The 21,363-nt window shown below is 68.5% G+C and carries 21 protein-coding genes, 1 tRNA gene and 3 pseudogenes; 14 read left to right on the top strand and 11 right to left on the bottom strand.

From position 1 onward, the window contains the following. The first annotated feature begins 154 nt into the window (after positions 1-154). The 3 genes from ACIGQF_RS07695 (at position 155) to ACIGQF_RS07685 (ending at position 2,832) form a co-directional block, all read left to right on the top strand. On the top strand, positions 155-769 hold the full coding sequence (locus ACIGQF_RS07695; RefSeq protein ID WP_399706825.1) for a LysE family translocator: 615 nt from the start codon (positions 155-157) through the stop codon (positions 767-769). A 132-nt stretch (positions 770-901) separates the two neighbouring features. Further along, the gene (locus ACIGQF_RS07690; RefSeq protein WP_399706822.1) at positions 902-1,342 is read left to right on the top strand and encodes a VOC family protein; all 441 of its coding nucleotides are present in this window, start codon (positions 902-904) and stop codon (positions 1,340-1,342) included. A 140-nt stretch (positions 1,343-1,482) separates the two neighbouring features. Beyond that, complete coding sequence (locus ACIGQF_RS07685) at positions 1,483-2,832, top strand: DUF4157 domain-containing protein (protein ID WP_399706819.1); 1,350 nt, start codon at positions 1,483-1,485, stop codon at positions 2,830-2,832. A 245-nt stretch (positions 2,833-3,077) separates the two neighbouring features. Here the strand turns inward: ACIGQF_RS07685 and ACIGQF_RS07680 are convergent. Beyond that, positions 3,078-3,151 (bottom strand) — tRNA-Met (locus ACIGQF_RS07680). A 109-nt stretch (positions 3,152-3,260) separates the two neighbouring features. After that, positions 3,261-3,722, bottom strand: coding sequence for a winged helix-turn-helix transcriptional regulator (locus ACIGQF_RS07675; RefSeq protein WP_399706816.1), 462 nt, complete (start codon positions 3,720-3,722; stop codon positions 3,261-3,263). 280 nt (positions 3,723-4,002) lie between these two features. Here ACIGQF_RS07675 and ACIGQF_RS07670 point away from each other — a divergent pair, with 280 nt between their 5' ends. Beyond that, a complete protein-coding gene (locus tag ACIGQF_RS07670) occupies positions 4,003-5,310 on the top strand; it encodes an MFS transporter (RefSeq protein WP_399707616.1) in 1,308 nt (435 codons plus the stop codon). Here the strand turns inward: ACIGQF_RS07670 and ACIGQF_RS07665 are convergent, their stop codons facing one another. The 3 genes from ACIGQF_RS07665 to ACIGQF_RS07655 form a co-directional block, all read right to left on the bottom strand. Further along, positions 5,311-5,787 (bottom strand): SRPBCC family protein, encoded by a 477-nt coding sequence (locus ACIGQF_RS07665; RefSeq protein WP_399706813.1) that lies wholly within the window; start codon positions 5,785-5,787, stop codon positions 5,311-5,313. Between the two features lie 126 nt (positions 5,788-5,913). Then, positions 5,914-6,654 (bottom strand): class I SAM-dependent DNA methyltransferase, encoded by a 741-nt coding sequence (locus ACIGQF_RS07660; protein WP_399706810.1) that lies wholly within the window; start codon positions 6,652-6,654, stop codon positions 5,914-5,916. Between the two features lie 547 nt (positions 6,655-7,201). Beyond that, positions 7,202-7,912: a hypothetical protein gene (locus tag ACIGQF_RS07655; protein ID WP_399706808.1), complete on the bottom strand. Its 711-nt coding sequence runs from the start codon at positions 7,910-7,912 to the stop codon at positions 7,202-7,204. 646 nt (positions 7,913-8,558) lie between these two features. On the opposite strand from ACIGQF_RS07655, the gene ACIGQF_RS07650 reads away from it, so the two are divergent. The 5 genes from ACIGQF_RS07650 (at position 8,559) to ACIGQF_RS07630 (ending at position 11,874) form a co-directional block, all read left to right on the top strand. Then, positions 8,559-9,089, top strand: coding sequence for a hypothetical protein (locus ACIGQF_RS07650; RefSeq protein WP_399706807.1), 531 nt, complete (start codon positions 8,559-8,561; stop codon positions 9,087-9,089). An 82-nt stretch (positions 9,090-9,171) separates the two neighbouring features. Next, positions 9,172-9,663, top strand: coding sequence for a hypothetical protein (locus ACIGQF_RS07645; RefSeq protein ID WP_399706805.1), 492 nt, complete (start codon positions 9,172-9,174; stop codon positions 9,661-9,663). Between the two features lie 128 nt (positions 9,664-9,791). Further along, entirely contained in the window at positions 9,792-10,157 is a 366-nt protein-coding gene (locus ACIGQF_RS07640; protein ID WP_399706802.1) for a MerR family transcriptional regulator, read from the top strand. A 65-nt stretch (positions 10,158-10,222) separates the two neighbouring features. After that, positions 10,223-10,930, top strand: coding sequence for a maleylpyruvate isomerase N-terminal domain-containing protein (locus ACIGQF_RS07635; RefSeq protein ID WP_399707614.1), 708 nt, complete (start codon positions 10,223-10,225; stop codon positions 10,928-10,930). A 140-nt stretch (positions 10,931-11,070) separates the two neighbouring features. Beyond that, a complete protein-coding gene (locus ACIGQF_RS07630) occupies positions 11,071-11,874 on the top strand; it encodes an inositol monophosphatase family protein (RefSeq protein ID WP_399706799.1) in 804 nt (267 codons plus the stop codon). Between the two features lie 133 nt (positions 11,875-12,007). Here ACIGQF_RS07630 and ACIGQF_RS07625 read toward each other — a convergent pair whose 3' ends face one another. Both ACIGQF_RS07625 and ACIGQF_RS07620 read right to left on the bottom strand, forming a co-directional pair. Then, on the bottom strand, positions 12,008-12,235 hold the full coding sequence (locus tag ACIGQF_RS07625; RefSeq protein WP_399707651.1) for a hypothetical protein: 228 nt from the start codon (positions 12,233-12,235) through the stop codon (positions 12,008-12,010). A 273-nt stretch (positions 12,236-12,508) separates the two neighbouring features. After that, a pseudogene (locus ACIGQF_RS07620) lies at positions 12,509-13,623 on the bottom strand (MFS transporter); the annotation flags it as partial. Between the two features lie 143 nt (positions 13,624-13,766). Between ACIGQF_RS07620 and ACIGQF_RS07615 the strand changes: the two are divergent. Continuing rightward, on the top strand, positions 13,767-13,919 hold the full coding sequence (locus tag ACIGQF_RS07615; RefSeq protein WP_399706797.1) for a LysR family transcriptional regulator: 153 nt from the start codon (positions 13,767-13,769) through the stop codon (positions 13,917-13,919). 123 nt (positions 13,920-14,042) lie between these two features. Here the strand turns inward: ACIGQF_RS07615 and ACIGQF_RS07610 are convergent, their stop codons facing one another. Then, the gene (locus tag ACIGQF_RS07610; protein ID WP_399706795.1) at positions 14,043-14,423 is read right to left on the bottom strand and encodes a thiol-disulfide oxidoreductase DCC family protein; all 381 of its coding nucleotides are present in this window, start codon (positions 14,421-14,423) and stop codon (positions 14,043-14,045) included. A gap of 154 nt (positions 14,424-14,577) precedes the next feature. Further along, positions 14,578-15,825 (bottom strand): annotated as a pseudogene (locus ACIGQF_RS07605) (MFS transporter); the annotation flags it as partial. A gap of 352 nt (positions 15,826-16,177) precedes the next feature. Here ACIGQF_RS07605 and ACIGQF_RS07600 point away from each other — a divergent pair. Next, complete coding sequence (locus tag ACIGQF_RS07600; protein WP_399706793.1) at positions 16,178-16,735, top strand: hypothetical protein; 558 nt, start codon at positions 16,178-16,180, stop codon at positions 16,733-16,735. Between the two features lie 40 nt (positions 16,736-16,775). Here the strand turns inward: ACIGQF_RS07600 and ACIGQF_RS07595 are convergent, their stop codons facing one another. Continuing rightward, the gene (locus tag ACIGQF_RS07595) at positions 16,776-17,237 is read right to left on the bottom strand and encodes a VOC family protein (RefSeq protein ID WP_399706791.1); all 462 of its coding nucleotides are present in this window, start codon (positions 17,235-17,237) and stop codon (positions 16,776-16,778) included. A 126-nt stretch (positions 17,238-17,363) separates the two neighbouring features. Here ACIGQF_RS07595 and ACIGQF_RS07590 point away from each other — a divergent pair, with 126 nt between their 5' ends. Further along, positions 17,364-18,353 carry a helix-turn-helix transcriptional regulator gene (locus ACIGQF_RS07590; protein WP_399706788.1) on the top strand — a complete coding sequence of 330 codons (990 nt, stop codon included), beginning with the start codon at positions 17,364-17,366 and terminating at the stop codon, positions 18,351-18,353. Between the two features lie 15 nt (positions 18,354-18,368). On the opposite strand, the gene ACIGQF_RS07585 is transcribed toward ACIGQF_RS07590, so the two are convergent. Continuing rightward, complete coding sequence (locus ACIGQF_RS07585) at positions 18,369-19,121, bottom strand: helix-turn-helix domain-containing protein (protein ID WP_399706785.1); 753 nt, start codon at positions 19,119-19,121, stop codon at positions 18,369-18,371. Positions 19,122-19,389: 268 nt separating this feature from the next. Between ACIGQF_RS07585 and ACIGQF_RS07580 the strand changes: the two are divergent. Continuing rightward, positions 19,390-20,061: pseudogene (locus ACIGQF_RS07580) on the top strand (DUF4097 family beta strand repeat-containing protein); the annotation flags it as partial. A 153-nt stretch (positions 20,062-20,214) separates the two neighbouring features. Continuing rightward, positions 20,215-21,321 carry a serine hydrolase domain-containing protein gene (locus ACIGQF_RS07575; protein ID WP_399706783.1) on the top strand — a complete coding sequence of 369 codons (1,107 nt, stop codon included), beginning with the start codon at positions 20,215-20,217 and terminating at the stop codon, positions 21,319-21,321. Positions 21,322-21,363 lie beyond the last annotated feature (42 nt).

Genomic DNA, 21,363 nt, shown 5'->3' with positions numbered 1-21,363 from the left:
CTCTCCCCATCCGTAACTCGTGAACTCCCTACCCCAACAAGAGGTACTGTTCCGGCTGTTGACTGGGTCATGCGTCTGGAGTCGCGCGGTAGCACCCGCACGAAAGCGGCTCCCGGCACGCAGATGGCCATGGCGTGGACCAAGGAGCGATTCCGTGAGCATCGAGTTCCTGATCACCTCGTTGATCATCGTCGTCTCGCCCGGTACGGGCGCCCTGTACACCATCGCAACCGGACTCTCCCAGGGCTTTCGCAAGAGCGTCATCGCGGCCTTCGGATGCACGCTCGGTATCGTCCCGCACCTGGCGGCCGCGATCGCGGGCCTCGCGGCCATCCTCCATACCAGTGCCGTTGTCTTCGAGGCCTTCAAATACGCGGGAGTGGCCTACCTCCTGTACATGGCCTGGAACACGCTGCGCGAACACGGCACGCTGAAGGTCGATGACACCCGGTCCGGCAACACGTCAGCCGCCAAGATCACCGGTACCGCCATCCTCGTCAACGTACTGAACCCCAAGCTGTCCATCTTCTTCCTGGCCTTCCTCCCTCAGTTCGTTCCGGTGGACGCGGAGAACTCCCTCCCCCACATGCTCGAACTGAGCGCGGTCTTCATGGCGATGACCTTCGTCGTCTTCGCCGTCTACGGGGCGTTCGCCGCGGCGGTTCGCGATCATGTGATCTCCCGCCCGAAGGTCCTCACCTGGATGCGTCGCAGCTTCGCCGCCGCCTTCGTCGGTCTCGGCTTTCAGCTCGCGACGACCAACAACTGACGTATTGGCTGAACGGCAAACCAGCGCCCAGCAGGTCCAGAGCGGCGGAGGGTGTCGAGAACGGCGTGGCGACTCCGTCCCCGAAGCGGATGGGCCCACCGTGGACGCACACCCCACACGAGGAGATCCGGCGTGACGATCCAGCGGATGGACAACGTCCTCATCGTTGTCGACGACCTTGACGCTGTCATTTCGTTCTTCGTCGAACTCGGCATGAATCTGGAGAGCAAGGGGCGGGTCGAGGGACGGTGGGTGGAACGTGTCATCGGGATCGATGACGTCCGGCAGGACATCGCGATGCTGCGGACCCCGGACGGGCACGGCCGAATCGAGCTGGCGATGTTCCACACGCCGAAGGCGATCAGTACCGAGCCAAAGGACGCGCCGGCGAACACGCTGGGGATTCGTCGCATCATGTTCGCGGTCGACGACATCGATGAGGCCGTTGCCCGCCTGCGCCCACACGGCGCTGAACTCGTCGGCGAGGTGGCTCGATACGAGGACAGCTACCGGCTCTGCTACATCCGTGGCCCCGAGGGCATCATCGTCGGGCTGGCCGAGCAGCTCAGCTGAAAGCCCGGGGCGCGCCGGAAGCACTGTTGCCCGAACGAACCGCCCCACTCTGCCCTTCTGCGGCAACCAGTGCCCCGGCGGACCTTGCTCTGCCCGCTTTTGGTGATCGAGGCTGAATGTTCTGCAGGGAGAGGGTATTGATGCACGCACAGGACCGGAAGCCGGAAGGGGCGCAGCGGAAGGCCGCCGCCACGCCCACCCCGGCCACATCTGCCATCGCCGCCGGCACGCACAGCCCGGAGGCCCTCCGAGCGCTGCAGCGCAGCGCCGGCAATGCGGCAGTCGCCCGAGCGATCGAACAGGAGCGGCACGCCCACGGTCCGGGCTGCGGCCACCACGAGCAGGAGGCGCCGATCCAGCGGTCGGCCGTCCACGAGGTGCTGCGCGCCCCCGGCAGTCCGCTGGACGAGAGCACCCGCACCGACATGGAAGCACGGCTCGGAGCGGACTTCTCCGACGTACGCCTGCACACCGGCCCGGCAGCAGCCGCCTCGGCGAACGAGATCGGTGCCCGCGCCTACACCTCCGGCAGCCACATCGTGGTGGGGGACGGGGGCAGCGACCGACACACCCTGGCTCACGAGCTGACGCACGTCATCCAGCAGCGCAAGGGCCCGGTCGCCGGGACGGACAACGGCGCGGGGCTGAGCGTAAGCGATCCCTCGGACCGCTTCGAACGCGAGGCCGAGGAGACGGCCGCCAAGGTGATGTCGGCCCCGCCCGCGGAGACGACGGCGCCTGCCACCCAGCAGCAGGAGCAGCCGCAGAGCTCCGGGGTCTCCTCCGAGCACGCCGTACAGCGGTGGCCGAAGGGGCAGCACATGCAGGGCTACAACCGCCCGGGCATCTCCAACGCGGCCACCGAGGAGATGCTGAGTTACCAGGGTGTGGGCGACCGCCCGAACTCGCCGCGAGCGCAACAGCGCATGGACGGCCTCCAGGGCGAGAACCACTTCGACCGCGATCTCGCCACCAACTGGGAGCAGAACCAGCGCACCGGCAGCACCAGCGGCGCCAATCCCGTCCCCATCTCGCGGAACCACCGGCTGTCCGATCATTACGTCGGGCACATCGTCGAGCACGCTGCCGAGGCCCGACGCGCCGCCGGCACCAACGGAATGCGCGTGGTGGAGATCGACACCGCAGTGCAGCAGTTCATCACCGCGTGCGCCCCCTCCGCGTCGGTGGCGGGCATCATGAACGACTTCCGCCAGTTCGCCTCGGCGAACACCGGCTTCGAAGGCGTCGTCGGCGCGACCTCGAACAACGGCCGGAACCTGCGAGCGGGCCACTCCCGCGACAACTCCACCATCAAGGAGCACTTCGACCCGGGCATCATCGCGGGTGGCGACGCGACGCCCATCACCGCATCCATCATGGACGCGGTGAACAACCTGGTTCGCGCAAAGGTCATCAAGAAGGGGCTGGCAGAGGAAGCACTCCAGCCCTATCGCGGCTGGACATCCTCCGACATCCGGCAACGCACCTGATCCACAACAAGCGACACGAGCGCATTGCCGCGACCGCGTTGCCCGCGACGAAGCTCACCTTCTCCGCGCCGAGTCAGTGATGACGAGTCAGTGCTGACGAGATGATCCCTACGGGAGGGTGAGCTTCGATGCGCCGACGTGAGCGTACTCCGTGCGGCATGGCCAGCACCTCGGAAGGCCGGCACCTGCGGCTCGGAAAACACCTTGGGCCCGCCGGAACATCTTCCGGCGGGCCCAAGGACGAGTAGCGGGGACAGGATTTGAACCTGCGACCTCTGGGTTATGAGCCCAGCGAGCTACCGAGCTGCTCCACCCCGCGTCGGTGACCACAACTCTACGCGGTGTCGGACCGCACGCCTAATCGACGCGCCGCCTCGTGGCTGGCACCCCGCTCAGTGGGCTCCACCCGGCTCCGCCGAGGGGGTCTTTTAGGCGCTCTCCGTCTGGCGTACCTTCTCCACAACGGTGTCGTCCGGCCCTACCTGTCGTCCGTCCGCCGACTGGATCTGCAACGAGCGCAACGGTCGGCCGGTCCGGCGGTCCAGCAGACGGGAGTGTTCCTCGCCGGTGGTGAAGCACTGCTCCTCGCCCCACTGACGCAGGGCGACGATCACCGGGAACAGGGCGCGGCCCTTGTCCGTGAGGAGGTACTCGCGGCGGGACCCGCCGTCCGCCGCGGGCGCACCGCGCAGCACCCCGGCCTCCTCCAGCGCGCGGAGCCGCGCCGTCAGGATGTTCTTGGCGATGCCGAGGCTGCGATGGAACTCGCCGAAGCGGCGGCTGCCGTCGAAGGCGTCCCGCACGATAAGCAGCGACCACCAGTCGCCAATGGCATTCACCGACCGGGCGACCGGGCAGGGGTCGGCGTCGAAACGGGTGCGGGCGACCATCCATGACTCCTCTCCTCCATCTCCTCGGACTTCCTCCAGGAGTGGTTGCAACATGCTACCTCGCACGGCTACCGTCAAGTCGGTAGCAAGATGCAACCGAATGCAAGAGGCAACCGGGTAGCCGAGTGGAAGGTCTGTCGGTATGGCGATTCAGTGTTCCGGTGCGGTCGGTGTGTGCAGAGGGACCGGCGGCCAGGAGGTGCCCTCCCAGAAGGCCTCACCCCGCGAGGCCCCCTCCCGCGAGGCCCCATCTCACGGGGCCGCCCCATCCGTAGCCTCGATATCGGATGCGTCGCCGCCCGCCCGGCTCGTGCCCCTGCTCGCCCTTGCCTGCGGCAGCTCCGTCGCCACCGTCTACTTCGCCCAGCCCCTGCTGGTGACGCTCGGCGAACGGTTCGGGCTCGGGTCAGGGCAGCTCGGTGCGATCGTCACCGTGACCCAACTCGGCTACGCGGCAGGCCTGCTCACGCTCGTGCCACTCGGCGACTTGCTCAACCATCGACGGCTGATCACAGGTCAGCTCGGGCTGCTGGCGCTCGCACTGCTGGCCGCCGGGCTGGCGCCGGGCGTGGCGGCGCTGCTCGGCGCCCTCGCCGTGGTCGGGCTCCTCGCCGTTGTCGCCCAGACGATGGTCGCTGCGGCTGCCGCCCTGACGCCGCATGCCCGGCGCGGCCGCGCCGTCGGGACTGTCACCGGCGGCATCGTCACCGGAATTCTGCTGGCCCGCGCCGCCGCCGGTACCCTTGCCGACCTCGCCGGCTGGCGGGCGGTCTACCTGGCGTCTGCGGGCGTCACCGTCGTACTCGCGGTACTGCTGCTCCGCGTGCTGCCCGCAAGCGCGCCTTCTGCAGGCGCGCCGACAGTGGGGGAGCCCTCGACAGTGGGGGAGCCCTCGGGAGTGGGGGAGCCCTCGGGAGTGGGGGAGACGTCGTACGGGCGGTTGGTGGCTTCGACCGTCGCCCTGTTCGTCCGCCATCCGCTGCTGCGGATCCGGGGTGTGCTCGCCCTGCTGGTGTTCGCGGCCTTCAGCACGCTGTGGAGCGGTATGGCACAGCCACTGAGCGAGCCGCCGTGGTCGCTGTCGCACACCGCGATCGGCGCGTTCGGGCTCGCCGGGGCGGCCGGAGCCATAGCCGCCGGAGTGGCCGGGCGCTGGAACGACCGGGGGCTCGCCCACCGCACGACCGGCGTCGGCCTCGCACTGCTGGCGCTCTCCTGGCTCCCGATCGCCCTGACCAGGCAATCGCTGTGGGCGCTGGCGATCGGCGCCGTCCTGCTGGACTTCGCCGTCCAGGCCGTTCACGTCACCAACCAGACCCTGATCCACGCCGTCCGCCCCGACGCGGGCAGCAGGATCATCGGCGGATACATGGTTTTCTACTCCGCGGGCAGCAGTCTCGGCGCCCTGGGCTCCTCCCTCGCCTACGCGGCGGCGGGCTGGCCGGCGGTGACGGCCCTCGGCATGTCATTCAGCCTCGCCGCCCTGCTCCTGTGGGCAACGACCCGCCGTACGGGGCTGCCCGGCGACAACTCGGCAGTGCATCGGCCGAGCTCTGCGGACCGGGTCGACCCGGGGGACGGCGCCTGATCACTCACCGGAGACAAGCTCCGCCAGGTGGCGCATCGAGTTGGTGAGATGTTCGGGGGCGAACGGCGGGAACTGGAGGTACTCCCGGACGGACTGCGGCACCGCCGACCAGTCGTAGGTGAGCGTGACCTCGGTCTCGGACGGACCGAGCGGCGTAAGGTCGTATCGCCAGAACCAGCCGCCGAACTCCAGGCGACCGTCGTCCTTCTCCTGCCCCGTCAGCCAGCCAATGGCACGCGGCGGGTCGAGCACGTGCACCTTGTTGGCCACCCGGTAGTCCCCGTTCGGATGGTTGGCGTGGTACATGTCCATCCGGAAGACCTGCCCCACCCCGGTCAGTGGAGCCCGGTCGACGGACTCCTGAACCCAGCCGGTGCCATCGATCGCAGCATGGGTCCTCGGGTCCGCCAGCACCGCGAACACCCTCGCAGCGGACGCGGCGACGGTCAGGGTGGCGCTCACGTTCTCCTGGTCCACGATGTGCACACTCCTTGGCATCTTGTCTCCGACCTCCGCAGGCACGGCAGGGAGGCGCTTGAAGATCCCGCCGGGGAAGCGACGCCGCCCAACGGATGCAGCCCAGCGGAAGCCGTCCATCAGCGATCACTCCACTGGCTTCTCCCATACTGAGACGTGCTGGGCGCTCTCGCTCGTGAAGGGCTCCCTCGACCAGTCACCCCACCGCTCGCGCAGTCGCAGACCGGCGAGCTGAGCCATCAGGTCGAGTTCCGACGGCCACACATACCGGAAAGGAATCGACCTGTACGTGCCGCGCCCGTCGACGACCTCGACGTAATTCGAACTCGTTGCCTGGGTGGCAACGTCGTAGATGTCGAAAGCCCAACGGGTCGGGCTCACGTGGAAGGGCACCACGTTCTGCCCGGCCGGCAGTTTTCGCAGTTCGGGAACCATGACTTCGATGACGAAACAGCCGCCAGGTTCGAGGTGAGCCGCAACGTTGCGGAAGCAGTCCACCTGCTCCGCCTGCGTCGTCAGATTCATGATCGTGTTGAAGACCAGGTACGCGACGGAGAACGTGCCGTCCACCCTTGTCGTCGCGAAGTCGCCGATCGTCACACCGATGGCGTCACCGCCCGGCTTCGCACGGAGCCGGGCAACCATCGCCCGCGACAAGTCGATGCCATGAACCGGAACCCCCCTGTCGGCCAGCGGCAACGCAATGCGCCCCGTGCCGATGCCCAGCTCCAGGGCGCGGCCGCCACCTGCGAGATTCGCGAGCACATCGACCGTGGTGGCCACGACACCCGGCTCGGACATCTCACCTGTCGACTCGTCGTACGTCGCCGCAACGCTTGCGGGGAAGTAACCGTCTTCGTCGTCCATGCCCGGACCGTACTGCCCAGGACGCCGGCAACGCCTGCGAATTAAGCGGAGGCGAGCGACCCAGCACATGAGATGGCCGCAAGGAGAGCATCCACCGTGACGTACGTTGTTCTCAGCGAGTCAGCGAGTCAGCGAGTCAGCGAGTCAGCGAGTCAGCGAGTCAGCGTGCGCAGGAGAACGTACAGCAAGCGCGACGGGTGCTCGCCTGGTCGCATGGTCGGGGGAGCACGTTTTGATCAACAGCGTCGAGTCCCACCAGAGGACCCGGAACACCGCCCGTGACCCGCGGGTGGCCGTCCCAGTCTCCGACCCCTCGGCACCGAGCTCCTACGCCCAGATCCGCTGAGGGGTGTGACGGCCGGTCCTTCGGGCCGCCGGCCTGGGCGGGGTGGTCGACACGAGCGGGCCGACTGCCTCCGCGCGGTAGCAGAAGCGGTCAGAAGCGGTCGGCCCGCTGGGTCCGATGGTTCGACCGGAGGCGATATGCCCGCAGGAACGAAGTCGAGCGGGCTATCGCGCGCCCAAAGCCACGCAGTCGGGCATGGACTTACTGGTGGGCGCTGATCACACCGCCGGCGCTGAGCACGATGTACACGCCGTTGGCGTCGAGGCCGGTGTCCTGCTCGTTCGCCTCCATCGTGCCGTACACCGCGCCGTCCGTGCCGAGGATCTCCGCGCGGTACCGGAGTTCGCCCACCTTCTTGACCTTGGCCGTCCAACCGCCCGCGAGCTTGAAGGTGCCCGGCCCCTGGTGTCCGCCGCCCATCCAGGAGTGGACTTCGCCGCCCAGCGTGAGCACGACGAACATGTCGTTGCCGTCGAGCCCGGCATCGTGCTCGCCGGTCTCCAGTGTGGCCAGGACCGAACCGGCGTTGATGATCTTGGCGCGGTAGTGCTGCTCGCCGAGCCGGTAGACCTCGGCCTTGCTGCCGTCCACCAGGGTCACCGTGCGGACCGGGGACTTCGTCTTGGAAGCAGCGGCGTGCGCGTCGCCCGACTGCTTGCCCGCAGCGCCCGCCCTGGAGTCGACCTTGGTGTCATTGTCCGCCTGGGCATCGGAGCCCTGCGATCCGGAGGAGGAGCCCGTGCTGCCGGACTCGGCCGCGGTGCCCGTTTCCGTGTGGGCCGCGGGCTTCGCGCCGGCGGCATCCGAGCCGGAGCAGGCGGTCAGGGTGAGGCCGGCGGCTGCGATCACGGCCGCGGCGGCAATGCGCACGGTGCGACGACGGGCGGTGCGGGCAGTGGTGCTGGAGCTCATTTCGGGTCCCCCGGGGTAGCCGGTGTCGTTGTTTCCTCGGTACGCCACTCACTCTGACCGGCGCCGCTGACGTGAGACTGCCGCTTCGCTAACACCCGGCTAACGCGTGGTCGCCCGGCTCACCAGCCGGAGCTCCGAGGCGGGACCGCGGCGGCATTCCGGTGAGCGCGGACGATCGTGGAGTCGACCGCGATGCGCGGATTCGTCGGCCTGGCAGGGGAGTTCAGTTCATGTGGTTCAGAGTCGTTGGCGGCGTCTCCGGCCCTTCCGGCTCCTCCGGTAGCGCATTGCCGGGTGTTCTCCGGCATCGTGGAAATTTCTCTCTTGAGCAACCATGGAGCTTTTCTCGGCGTCTTTGAATTGATGCGCCGAGGTTCGTGCAATGTTGAACAATATTCCATTGGGGGAGACGCGGCGACGGCTGTTGTTTGCCCGTTTTGGATCACGGAAAAAAGTGAGTTACCGTCAATGCTCCACTCGGCCTGACCTGCTGGAACGGGACTGGAGAAGGACTGGAACAGGAGGGGAAGGGCCGGGGGTAAAAGAAAGAAGAACCAGGGGGAAGAAGAAAACGGGGGCCGTTCAGTTTCCACGCCAAGCGGCGTATCCGTGCGCCTCTTCCCCCTGCCCTGCAAGGAAAGTGTACGTGAAGAACAATCACATCCGCATAGCCGCGGCCACCGCCCTGACCGCCGTCACCGTCGGCGTTGCCGCCCCCGCCGCGAGCGCGGTCGAGGCTCACCGCGACCGGGCAGTCGCGACGCAGGCTGCCGAGCCGCTGCAGCCGACCGCCGAAGACGTTCGTGACCTCATCTCCCGCATGCGTGCCGACGGCGCCGATGTCAACCAGATCCGGGAGTTCGAGGAGTACGCCAAGCAGCTGGAGAACCCCGACGCCCACAAGCGTACGAAGCGTGCCCTGGGCATGGGCACCATCGTGCGCAAGCTGATCGTCGCCGGTCTGCGCCACGGTGGCAGCTGGGCAGGCAAGATCGTCGGAAAGGTCAGCAAGAAGAGCGGCGCCTTCATCTCCCGCAACGGCAACAAGATCGCCGACGCGATCGAGGATGTCGAGGGCTGGAGCGAGACCGCCCTTTCCATTGCCATGGTGCGGGCAGGCGTTCCCACCGACGTCGCCCACGACATCGCCAAGGCCATCATGATGGTCGCCCTCTAAGGAACCGACCATGCGGGCGGCACCCCGGCAATCCGTCGAGGTGCCGCCCGCACCACCGTTCCGGTGCGGCAAGGAGTGCACAGTGAAAGACCATCAGCAAGAAGAGGAACCCACCTGGGCTTCCCTGTCCCCCCGCGAGAAAGTACTCGCCGCCTTCGGTATGACCGGGCTGGGGCTCGGCATCGCGGCCGTCGTGGGCATTGTCGTCCTGGTGGGCGTCGCCCTCGTCGCGCTGCTCTCCCGCAATCTCATCGAATCCGAGGGAATCGCGCCGCTGTTCTGGGGTGCGTTGCTGTGCTTGCCCTGTGGGCTGCTCGCCGGCATCTTCGTCTACCCGCTGCGCCTTGCCGCGCGTCTCCTCCCGCTCTCCGCAGCGGTCAAGCGAAGCGTGGAGATGGTTTTGTCAGCGGGGACGACGTTCCTTGCTGTGCTGTTCGTCGAGTCCTTCACGCCCGGTCTGCATGTGCGGTACCCCTGGCTGCCCGCCCTGCTGGCCACTCTCGTGGTGGCCCTGGCCAACGTGGTCATCAAGCGCCTTGAAAGCCGCAAGCAGCAACGAGATGGTGCGGCGTAGCTCGGGGTCGGTCGGTCTCGTCGCCGTGTGCGATGCGCGGTGACGGTGATGTTGTCCGTCGCTGCTCGACTCTCCCATCGTGGGAGAGTCGAAGGTGGCGTCATGCACAAGGACGAACAGCGGCCCATGTGAGCATCGGGACCGTCGCGCGGAAGACCGGCCTGCCGGTGAAGGTGATCCGGCACTGGTCGGACCTGGGAGTGGTACCGCCGGCGGGACGGACCACCGCCGGATACCGCTGTTACGACGCCGCGGCCGTGGCACGCCTGCAGCTGGCCCGGACGCTGCGGGATCTGGGCATGGGGCTCGGCGGGATCCGCGCCGCTCTGGACCGCGAGGACGGTCTCGCGGAGGTGGCCGCCGCACATGTCGAGGCACTGGAGGCGCAGATCCGCCGGCTCCGTACGCACCAGGCCGTGCTGCGCACCGTCACCCACCGCACCACCCGCGGAAGGGCTCGCTCTCATGACCCGTGCCGCCCACATGTCACCTGACGAGCGCCGCGCACTGATCCCCCCTTTCTCAGCGAGATCCTCGGTGACCACGACGTGCCCCACTTCTGGGAGGGACTGCTCGCGGCCGGGGTCGACCTGCCCGAGAACGCTTCTGGCAGCTGCTGTGCGTACTGGGCGGCCGCCCGACACCACCGAGCCTCGCGCGAGCCGGCGATTGGCTGACCACCGCCCTGCGCGCCAACCCCACACCGGGCGCATGCGACACGCAGCTCGAAGCCCTGTACCGGGACGTCTCCGATCCCTGGCCGTGCGGTGCCCTGGACGCCTGCGCCCGTGTTCAGTACTCCGTTGCCGCACTCGTCCGCGACACGCCACCGACCGACTTCGATCTGCCGGCTCCCTGCGGGGGCTGGACGGTACGTGGCCTCCTGGACCACCTGGTGGGGGAGAACGTCCTGTGGGGCGACCTGGCGCAAGGCATGCCCCCTACCGGCGGTCATACCGACGACCACCTCGGCCCCGATCACGTAGCGGCCTTCGAGACCGCTGCGAACGAAGCCCTCACCGCGTTCCGGCAGCCGGGCATGCTGACGCGGACCTTCGGCCCTGCCCCCCCCCGGGCGCCGCCTGGCCGAGCAGCTCGTCATCGAGCTGCTCGTGCCCGGCTGGGACCTGGCGGCCGCGCTCGGCCGCAACCGCGACCTGCTGCCGGACCTCGCACGAGCCGCACCGCCGGTCGTACGCGAGATCTACGGCGGCCTGCCCCGTACCGCCGGTGGTTCCTTCGGTCCGCTTCAGCCGGTGCCCAATGACCCGCCGGTCCTGGACCATCTCGCCGGGTATCTCGGACGGGCGCCGAGACCCGCTCGGAGAGAGGTACTGAGTAACCTGCCCTATGTGCCTGTAGGTTCGTTGGGGCGGTAGTTGTGCCTCGATAGATAGTCTGCACGGTGTGATCAACTCATACGCGAGCTCCGACGATGCCGCAGTCGCGATAGCCGGGGCGCGGGCCGGCGCGGACGTGGTGCGCAACATGTACGGTCAACGGCTCAACCGCATCGACAAGGGTGCCGGGGACTTCGCCACCGACGCCGATGTGGAAGCCGAGAAGGCGATCCTCGGTGTCATCCGTGCCGCACGGCCCGATGACGCGGTGCTCGGCGAGGAGGGCGGGCAGCAGGGCGCCGCCGCTGTGCGCCAGTGGTTGGTGGATCCCCTGTGCGGCACGCTGAACTACGCCGTCGGCAACATGCTGGTGGCCGTCAATGTGGCGCTGCGCGATGGGGCGGCGGCGGTGGCCGACCCGTTCAGCGGCGAGGTCTTCTTCACCGGCGGGGAGACCGCCTGGGTGCGGAATGGGCACGGCGAGGCTGACGACGCACTACTGACGCCCTCATCCGCTACCCGGTTGGTGGACGTCAACCTGGACCCGCCGTTCCCGAGCGCGCCCGGATTTCGGGCTGTGGATCTGCTGGCGCACCCCGAGTTCGTCAAACGATTCCGGCCGCGCGTTGTATCCACGACGCTGGCGCTGGCCTGGGTCGCTGCCGGTAAGCGCGCCGCGTACGTCACCGATGGTGGCGACCTCTCCAGCAGCGTGCATTTCGCGGCCGGCATCGCGTTGTGCCGGGCGGCCGGCTGCGTAGTCACCGGAATCGACGGTGCCCCGGTCGGTGAGGCGGGCCGTGGGCTTGTGGCCGCCGCCGACGACGAGACCCATGGGCTGCTGATGTCGATGATGCGCAGCCGAAGCTAGTGCTGTGACCGTGCGCGTTCGCGGGGCGGGGGGAGGCTGCTACCCACGGCCCGGAACTGCTTCAGCCCATCCGCTCCCGCGCCACATCCGTCGACTCCCCCCGGCCAACGCCAAGAGCAATGATCAGGCATGGCTAGTCACCGATGAACCACAAGTAGCTGCCCGGCGTCGCCGCACACGCTTCAAGCAGCTCGGCAAGGTCGAGCAGAGCCGCCTTCCGCTGGTCGTCAGTACACCCCTGGATCAGGACGGCGACTTCCTGGCGGACAACTTGGGCTTCCTGTTCGTTGAACAGCGTGTCGCCGTACGGATCTACCCAGCCGAGCTTGCCCGGGTGCCTCCGGTAGAGGGTGTCCAGCACGCTCGCCAACGCTTCACCGTGCTCGTAGGAGCCCCGTATCAAGGTGTCCCTGGACGATCTCTTTCGCGCTGGTCGCCCAGAGTGCAGTTCCAGCTCAACTCCCATGCCTCCTCCTTCGGTCTCGGACACCGAAGCCTCGCATAGATCATTTGTCAGACACGACCCATTAACGCCTCGCGATCGGGACGGATCGTCATCGAACCGCGCACTTCCGTAGGTGGGCGACGAGTTCTCATGAATGGAATTGCGGTCACGGCTGGAATTGCGGTCGCGGCGGCGGTTGGTGAGTTGGCCGATGGCCATGACTGTCAGGCCACATCCGGCGGTGACCCACCATGCGGGGCGTACGGCGGCGGTGCAGGTGTCGGCGTAGGCGTGGGGCCGATGCGGGAGGCGAGGACGGCCCCGAGGACGGCGATACCGAGGACGCTGCCGGTCTGCCGGAAGGTGGAGGCCAGGGAGGAGGCCACGCCGGCTCGGGACATGGGCATGCCGGAGACGACGGTGTGCGTGATAGGGGCGTTGACGAAGCCGAAGTGGGTGATGGGGGCGTTGACGAAGCCGAAGCCGGTTCCGAACAGCGCGCAGCCGAGGGTGGAGAAGCTGGCCAGGGCGTTGACGGCGGCGCCGGTGAAGGGCGCGGAGCGGAAGAAGCGCAGCTCGTCAGAGGCTCGGGACGGTGCAGCGCGTAGCGGATGAGGGTGACCAGGAGTGCGAGGCAGACCGTGGCGGCGACGAGCGTGGTCGGTGAGGTCCAGCCGTTCTCGGGCGCCTGGACGATGGCGTACGTGAGCTGGGCCAGCAGGGCGATCACGAGGAGTTGCCCGACCGGGTCGGGGCGGCGGGCGGTCGCGGCTCGGGATTCGGGGACGAACAGCCGGGTCGCCGCCAGGCCGGCGAGGCCGATGGGCAGGTTGATCCAGAAGATCGAGCGCCAGCCCGCCGTGTCCACCAGCAGACCGCCGACCAACGGCCCTGCCGCCATCGATTCGACAGGCCCACCCCTGCTCCCCAGGCACCGATCGCGCGGGCGCGTTCACGGCGGTCGGTGAAGGTGCGGGTGATGATCGACGTGGCGACCGGGTTGAGCATCGAGCCGCCGACCGCCTGCACCATCCGGAAGACGACCGGAAGACGATCAGCCACTGCAGCGTCGGTGCGAGGGAGCACAGCGCGCAGCCGACAGTGAAGACGGCCAGCCCGGATATGAACACCCGCTTGCGTCCGAGCCGGTTGGCCGGCGATCCGGCGAGCATCAGCAGGGAGGCCAGTACCAGGGCGTAGGCGTCGATCGTCCACTGCAGCCCGGACAGCGGTGCGTGCAGCTCGCGCTGCAGAGAGGGCAGGGCGATCTGCAGGATGGTGTTGTCGAGGGTGACGATGAACAGGCACGCTCAGCAGATCGCCAGCACCAGCCGACGGTGTCGAGAGGACGGAGAAGGCGGGTAAGTAGTGCTCACGACCTCGATTGTCGAAGGGGCTCGGGGCCGCTGTCGAAGATCGAATAAGTGCCTCCCCATACCCTGAGGGTATGGGGATTGATCTGCGGCTGATGCGGTACGTGATCGCTGTCGCCGAGGAGGAGAGCTGCACCCGGGCCGCCGAGCGGCTGCACATCACACCCGCCATCACTCGGTTCCTGGACGTTGCCCGGGCACTCACGCACACGTGGCCTGCTCGGTGATTTAGACGAAACTGCCCAGCTTCGGCTCGCCCCGGCCGCCGTTGGGGATGAACTCGGCTCGGCGGTGAGCCCGAAGGAGGCATCGGTGCGCAGCGGGCCTTGGAGGCGGCCGGCCGCGGTGGGCTACTGCCGGTTGGCGGGTAGAGCGCAGGCCGGAGTGCCTCCTGGGAGGCGTTGACGGTTGTTCGAGATGAGCCGGTAGACGCCATGGGCGATCCAGCGCATCGGCGGCAAGGTGAGCACCGCTCCCAGAACGGCCCACCCGCTGCCCGCGCTCAACAGCAGCTTGGCTACGGCCTGCGCGCCGCCGTGGACCGCATTCGTCGGCGTCACCCAGAGCGCCTCGTACTCGGCCCGCTGCTGCGAAACACCGAAGGAGTCCAGGGGAGCGCGCTGCCATGGAGTGGCTTCGCACCGGGGGCGAACGTACCGCTCGGCAAGTCCTACCGCGGAGGTACAGAAGCCGCAGTCTCCGTCATAGACCAGTACAGGCAGAGTACGCATGATCCCATCATGCCGTGTACGGGCCGCTGACCGACGCTGGTGTCGGTCAGCGGGGTCGGACGCGCGTATGGACGGGAGGCCGGTTCCGACGGCATCACCAGAGCGACCCGCAGGTGACGAAGGTTAGTTGCAGATCACCTTGCCGGCACTCGGACTACTTCGGCGCTTGCGCTGTGCGGGGGCGGCGCGCAAGAGCGAGCAATGGTCCTGCTGGCAGCAGGACGGCGAGGGCCGCGTAGCCGGAAGCGAGGGTCGAGACGGTGGCGATGCCGGCGACGAGCAGGGGACCTCCGGCGTCGCCCAGTTCGCGGGCCAGCTCGGCCGATCCCATGGTCTGGCCCATGCGCTCCTCTGGGGTGGAGGCGGCCAGCGCTGCGAAGCCGAGCGGGGTGATCAGCCCGGTGCCGGTGCCGATGAGAGCGGCGGCGAGCAGGACACCGGCAAGGCCGGGCAGCGTGGCGGCCGCGAGGCCGGCGGCGGTGACGAGAAGTCCGGTGAGCAATCCGGCGCGCGTGGTCAGGCGCCCGGCGTCGAGGGCGCGGCCGGTCCTCGGCTGGACGATGGCGGCTGTGGCGGCCAGCACGGACACGGCAGCGCCGGTGGCCACGGTGCCGAGCCCGGCTGCGGCCCCGGAGACGGGCAGGAAGCCCACACCCACGGAGAGTGCGGCGGTGGCAGCGGCAAGCGCGGCGGTCGGAGCGAGGAAGGACGCGTCGGCCAGGCGGCGGACGAGATCGGCCACGGTCTGCCGCTTGCGGGGCAGCGGAGGCACGACGGGCACCGCGAGCGCGGCCCACACAGCGACGGCCGCCGCGCAGACGAACATCACCGTGAAGAGCAGGCGGAGGCCACCCGCCCACACCAGGACGCCGCCCAGGAGCGGGCCGAGGGTGTAGCCAATGGACTTGTAGAAGCCGTAACTGCCGAACGCACGCCCGCGTTTGGCGGCCGGGTTGAGGCGGGCGACCATGGCGGAGGCCGAGGGGGAGAAGGCGGAGGCGGCGGCGCACTGTCTGAGCCGTTCGCCGGCCTCGGCTGCTCCGGGGGCGCCGAAGACGTCCCGGGCGGTCAGGTCGCGGTGCCGGCGTCGCAGCCGCTCCAGGCTCTGCTCTTCTTCCTCCAGCTCGGCCAGGATGAACTTGGCGATCCGGATCTCCTTGGCGATCTCAGCCTCGAACTTGCCGCAGTCCGCGAGGAACTCTGCCCAGTCGGCCGAGCGGGCCGCGGTGAACATCTCCTGGAAGAGGGCCGCGTCCTGGTCGGAGCGGCCGGATGCCTGGAGCGTCACGCCCTGGCCGCCCGCGGTGCCGGTGAGTTCGAGGGCGCGGCGCACTCCGTTGGCGAAGACAGGCACCTCCGGCACCGCCCAGACGCCCTGGCCCAGCGAGAGAGCCCCGACCTTGCGCGGCTCCCGTCACACCGCCACGCGGTGCCGGGACGGGGCCGCAGGCAGCTTGATCACCAGGATCAGCCACCGGGTGGTGTGTTCAGTGCTTGTCACGCGTGTGAATGCAACAGGCGTTACATCACGCGGCGCCGACTTGCTGGTGAGGGGCGTACTCAGCCGGGACGCGATCGCGGCCTGGCTGCGGCGGACGGCTGAGAGCTGGTGGGCATCGTTTCCGCGGCGTGCTCGCCATGGCACAGCTCGACTTCGTCGGCCACCATCGGAGGCGCACGAGTAGCGGCACATGAGTACCGGTACTCATGTGCCTCGGGCGACGGGCAGTGAGCATTGCCCCATGCCTGTACCTATGCCTCTGCGTAAACACACTGCCGCGGCGGTCACCGCAGCAGCCGGCGTTCTCCTCCTGGCGGGATGCGGGCTCAGCGAGGACGAGCTGTTCTCCAACCTCAACGGCACCGGCGCATCCCACTCGCAGGGTGCCGATCCCTCCGGTACCGCCGACACATCGGAGACGGAAGCGCCACGGTCCGACGCGCCGCCGAACTACGCGGACAACAACCGGGTCCGGATACCCGGTGAGATGAGCCCGCAGGACGAGAAGCGAGCAGGGCAGAAGGCCGCCGAGGTCAAACGGGTCCTTGAAGACCTGCGCCGACAGGGCAGGATCAGTCCCGCGGAGGTGCAGCCCGTACTCGCCGAGCTCTCCGCCTCTGATCCTCTCTCCGTAACGGGATTGCGCAGCCTTTCGCCGGACACGGTCGACAAGGTCAGAGGGAGCTCTTACGGCATCTGGATCGGGAAAACCGCCTGCGTCACGGGAGCCGTCAGCAAGGACCGCGTGTGGGCGAAAGCCAACGGCCACTACCTGGAGAGCGGCTGCCTGCCTCCGCCTCCCACTCACTGACTGAACCGGGTCTGTGACGTGGCCGTGGCTGAGGTACGTCTCAGTCCAGGCAGAATTCGTTGCCCTCGGGGTCGGTCATCACGATGAAGCCTGCGCTCATCGGGGGAGCCGGCTCATCGCGGCGTACCCGCTTCGCTCCCAGCGCGATGAGCCGGTCGCACTCGGCCTCCAACGCCGCCATCCGCTCCTCTCCCTGCAACCCGGGAGCCGCACGAACGTCGAGGTGGACGCGGTTCTTGGCAACCTTCCCCTCCGGCACCTGCTGAAAGAACAGCCGCGGGCCGTGCCCGTCCGGGTCCTCGATGGCCGACTTCGTGTTGCGTTGCGCCACCGGCACGCCGAGCCGCGCGAGAAAGTCGTCCCACGCGGCCAGCGGGTCGGCGTCCGCGGGCAGATCGGCCCCGGGCGGGCCGGGGTGGACGTAGCCCAGCGCGTCGCGCCAGAAACTCGACAGGGTCCGCGGGTCGTGGGCGTCGAAGGTGATCTGAATGTGGCGGCTCATCAGAATGCTCCATTCGTAGCGGGGTGTGTGGAGGGCGCGGTCGCGCAGCTGCGGACCTCGGACATGGGTCACTGTGACACCTCCAGCGGACAGGATCGGTCCGCTATTTCTGAAAGGGTGGGCGGCATGGATGTGGGGAGCGGTGAGGAGCGGGGGACCACGGAGCGGGTGCTTGCCCTGCTCGGGCTGCTGCAGCAGCGCCAGGTCTGGACGGGTCCCGAACTCGCCGAACGGCTCGGGGTCACGCCGCGCACGGTACGGCGTGATGTCGAGCGGTTGCGCGCCCTGGGCTATCCGGTGCATGCCACCCAGGGTGTCGGCGGCGGTTACCAGCTCGGCCCCGGACAGGACCTGCCGCCGCTGCTCCTCGATGACGAAGAGGCGATCGCCACCGCGGTCTCGCTGCTCGCCGGCGCGGGCGGGGCGGCCGCCGGCGATGCCGCGCTCCGGGCACTGACCAAGCTCGACCGGGTGCTGCCCACCAGGCTGCGGCACGAGGTGCGCACGCTCTCCGGCTCGGTGGAGTTCTTCGGTACCGGCCGCGCGCCGGTCGACCCCGAGGTGCTGATGACGCTGGCCAGAGCCTGCCGCGACGAGACCGAGGCCGGTTTCGGCTATCCCTCCGGGAGCGAGGTGCGACGGCGGCGGGTGGAGCCCTATCGCGTGGTCGCCTCCGACCGGTGCTGGTACCTCTTCGCCTACGACCTCGAACGCCACGACTGGCGCAGCTTCCGGCTCGACCGGATGACCGAGGTGTCAGCGCGGACCTGGCGCTTCCGCCCGCGCGCGGCGCCGGACGCGGCGGCGTACGTACAGGAGGGGGTGGCGAGCCGCGTCTACCCGCACCGGGCGCGCTTTCTCGTGCACGCGTCGGCCGACAGCGTACGCGCACAGATTCCGGCGTCGGCAGCCGTCGTGCGACGGCGGGGGAGTGAGCGCTGCGAGGTGCTCAGCGGGGGCGGCAGCCTTGATGCCGTGCTCATGCACGTGCTCCTGCTGGGGCACGACTTCGAGGTCCTCGACCCTCCGGAACTGGGCAGCCGCTGTCGCGTGCTGGCGGAGAAACTGATGTCGGCCGGTGCGAGGGTCTCGCCGGTTCCGGACACGGCGGAGTGAGGGCCTGAACAACCCTCAGGTGGCGCTGGTGGATGTGGTGGCGCTGTCCGAGGCCGATTCGGGCTTCGTGTGCAGGACGTCGCGGGCCTGGTCCGCGGCGCGGATGATGCTGTCGGAGACGAAGTCGACGAAGCGGGCGATGTTTTCGAGGCGGACGGCCGCCGGGGTGCCGGAGACGAGGATGCTGACGCCCTGTCGTGCGATCTCGGCGAGATGGGCGGTGCCGCGGGCGCTGGCCAGCATGGATTGGTACCAGACGTCGTCATCGACGACGTAGCGCTCGCGGCGGCCTTCATCACGTTCCCGGCGTACGAGGCCCTGATTCTCAAGGTACGTGATCGCTTTGGAGACGGACGCCGGGCTGACCTGGAGGCGCTGGGCGAGTTCGGATGCGGTGAGGCTGCCAGCGTCGCTGATGCAGAGGCAGGCCAGCACGCGGGCCATCATCTTGGGCGTGCCCGTCCGCATGAGGACGGTGGTGAACGACTCCTCGTATTCGCGCACTGCCTCGGCATCGCGGTCGTGGGCCTGTTCGGGAGCCTTGGCGACCCTGGGCGCGGCCTGCCTGCGCCGGTGGGCGCGGTGTTGGGTGGCGCGGTGTGCGAGATCGGCGCGGTAGGCAGTGGGGCCGCCGTTGCGCATCACCTCACGTGTGATGGTCGAGGTGGGGCGGTCGAGACGTCTGGCGATCTCCGCATAGGCGAGGCCGTCGGCCAGCCCCAGTGCAATCTGCTGGCGCTCTTGCTGGGTGAGCCTGCCTCCCGGCATCGCGGTCTCCTTCGTTGTCTTCGTGGCTCCTGGTGCCTCAGGAGCGTCGGCCGTGCAGCATAGCGTTCACTTCTGGTTCATTGCAACGAATGGAGTGGTGGTTGTTGCGTTACCTTCCAGCTTGTTGCAATGAAATCTCATGGCTGAGCTGCAAAGATGACAATTATTCGCAATATCAGTATTGCTGGATACGTGAATGCAACGTAGCGTTTCCAATGTCAGAAACAGAGAGTCCAGGGAGCGCACGATGCAGACGAAGCAGAGCACGATCCAGAAGTTCGACACTCCGGATCCGGTGGCCGCCGTCCTGGACATCCCCGCGGGGCGCGTCCGGTTCATCGCTGCCGACCGGGCCGACACCACGGTCGAGGTCCTGCCGGCGGACGTCTCGAAGAGCCGCGACGTGAAGGCGGCGGAGCAGATCGAGGTCGCGTACGGCGACGGCGACGGCGTCCTGCGGGTCGCGGCCCCGGCGCCGAGGAACCGGATCCTCGGCACCTCCGGATCCGTCGAGGTGACCATCCAACTGCCCGCCGGTTCACGCGTCGAGGCGAAGGCGGCCGACGCCGAAGTCCGGGGCGTGGGGCGGCTCGGTGACGTCACCTTCGAAGGGGCACACGGCTCGGTCAAGCTCGACGAGACCAAGAGTGTCCGCCTCGCCCTCCTCGCCGGCGACATCTCGGTCGGCCGCCTGGGCGGACCCGCGGAGGTCACCACAGCCAAGGGCGACATCCGCATCGCCGAGGCCGTGAGCGGCACGGTCACCCTGCGCATCGAGGCCGGTGACATCTCGGTCGGCGCCGCCCGCGGTGTCTCCGCCGCGCTCGATGCCGGCACCGCCTACGGCCGGATCCACAACACGCTCAAGAACTCCGACGGCGCCGCCGGCCTGAACATCCACGCGACGACCGCCTACGGCGACATCACCGCCCGCAGCCTCTGGGAAACATCCCTCACGACCGATACCAACCCGGCCATCGCGGTGAGCGGGCCGCGCAAGTCCCACGGCAACAAGGTCGTGGACGCCCGCGGTGGCCGCCGTTGTGCTCTCCAGCCGCACCGAACACATCCAATCGCGAGATGAGGAAAGACCATGGGTGAATCCCTCCACACCGTCGAGAACAACAGCGGGCAGAATCGTCCGGAGCTGCAGCAGGCCATCGAGGAGTTCGTCGATGCCGGGTTCGCCGGGATGCAGATGCGGGTGCACGACGAGCAGGGCGAGTGGGTCGGCAGCGCCGGGGTGCGCAAGCTGGGCGAGGACGCCAGGCCGCAGACGAACGGGCTTTTCTGGGTCGGCAGTTCCACCAAGACCTTCACCGCGACACTGGTGCTGAGACTGGTCGCCGACGGCGCGATCGGACTGGATGCTCCGGTGGCCGACTACCTGCCCCAGCTCGGGCTGGACCGGCGGATCACGGTGCGGATGCTGCTGCAGCACACCAGCGGGTTGTACAGCTACACCGGCGAACCCGAACCCGACGGGACGTTCGTGCCGGGAATCCCCTCGGCGGGCAAGGAGTGGGTGGACAACCGGTTTCTCACCTACCGGCCGGAAGAACTCGTGCGATTCGCGCTGCTCAAGCCGGCTCGGTTCGAGCCGGGGACCGGCCAGAGCTACTGCAACACCAACTACACGCTGGCCTTGCTGCTGATCGAGAAGGTCACCGGCCGCTCGTACGCCGAGGAGATGCACCGGGCGATCCTGCGGCCGCTCGGGCTGCGGGACACCGTGGTGCCGGGGGCCTCGCCGGAGATCCCCGGGCCGCACGCCCATGGTTACTACCGCTACCAGGACGCCGACGGATGGAAGGTGGTCGACGTCAGCCGTCAGAACTCCTCCCTGCTGGCCGGCGCCGGAGACATGATCTCAAGCACCCAGGACCTCCACACGTTCTTCTCCGCGCTGCTGGGCGGCACGCTGCTGCCCGCCCCGCTGCTGGACGAGATGCGTACGCCGCATGGTGAACTCGGCTACGGTCTGGGGATGTTCGTACAGGGCTTGGGTCCGGACCACGGCGGCACCATCGTCCACCACAACGGCGGCGCCCCAGGGGGCTACGGCTCTCTGATGATCAGCACGCCCGACGGCAGCAGGACCCTGACCGCGGGGCTGACGACCGGCGATGCCGAATCCAACCCGGCAGTGGTGATCCAGGGGGCGTTGGACAGGCTCATCAAGGCAGTGTTCAGCGGCTGATGGGCTGATGGGCTGATGGGCTGGTGGGGTGACGGGCTGACG

The sequence above is a fragment of the Streptomyces sp. NPDC053560 genome (assembly GCF_044544605.1).
In the GTDB taxonomy this organism is placed as follows: Bacteria; Actinomycetota; Actinomycetes; order Streptomycetales; family Streptomycetaceae; genus Streptomyces.
Note: the sequence above shows the minus strand (reverse complement) of the source record. Positions and strands in the feature narration are given on the sequence as shown.